This is a genomic window from Glycomyces salinus (genome assembly GCF_016428645.1).
GTDB classification, from domain to species: domain Bacteria; phylum Actinomycetota; class Actinomycetes; order Mycobacteriales; family Micromonosporaceae; genus Glycomyces; species Glycomyces salinus.
In genome coordinates this window covers 1-880 of the sequence record NZ_JAELXW010000108.1, presented here as the reverse complement: position 1 = coordinate 880, position 880 = coordinate 1, and the positions used below count along the sequence as shown (strand labels likewise).

Sequence of the window (880 nt, the reverse complement as noted above, 5' to 3'; positions counted from 1 at the left end):
ACGGCGATGCCGTATCCCAGGGGCGCGAGCACGATCGCCGTACCGAGCACCGCGATCAGGCCGAGCAGCCGCCTCGATCGTCGGGTCAGGTGCATGAGGGCCCTCCCTTTAATAGTTAGTAAGTGTTACTATCTATTTGGCAACGATACGGAGATCCGGCCGCCAAGTCAATAGATTCATTGAAGTCAATGCGATTGGCCATCGAACACGACGGAAGAGGGACACCGATGCAGCTCACCGACCGTCAACCGGCGGAGCCCTCCGGCTCGGCGCGCCCCCTCCGCACCGTCAACGACCGGGCCGCGCTCCACCACCTGCTCGAGAACGGCTCGCTCACCAGAGTGGAGCTGCGCGAGCTCACCGGCCTGGCCAAACCCACCGCCTCCCAGGTCATGCGCAGGCTGATCGACTCCGGGCTGGCGGTCACCGTCGGCCGCACCACCGCCAAGCATGTCGGCCCCAAGGCCGAGGTCTACGCCGTCAACGTCGACTACGCGTTCGCCGGATCGGCGACGCTGCGCGAACCCCACGGCATCACCGTCGCCGTCGCCGACCTCGCGGGCCACAAGCGGGCCACGGCCGCCAAGAAGGTCGACTTCAGGGCCGTCTCCGCCGACCAGGCCGTGTTCGACCTGCTGTCCAGGACCGCCGCCGCGGCGGGGATCGATCCCGACCGGATAGGGACGCTCCACCTGGCTGTGCCCGGCGCGTACGATCCCGATTCCGACACGATCGGCCACACCGACATCCCGGGCCTGGCCGGGACGCGGCCGCGCACCGCTCTGGCCGAGCGGCTGCGCGCATCGATCGAGGTCCACAACGACGTCAACGCCGCGACCGTGGCCGAGCGGCGCAACCCGGACGTGACCGGCGGCCTCGC

Annotated in this window: 1 protein-coding gene; it reads left to right on the top strand. The window is 68.8% G+C overall.

Going from position 1 to position 880, the window contains the following annotated elements; translation table 11 throughout:
• Positions 1-227: 227 nt before the first annotated feature.
• Positions 228-880: ROK family transcriptional regulator (locus JFB92_RS21290; RefSeq protein WP_199043346.1), on the top strand; the 653-nt coding region annotated here is incomplete at its 3' end.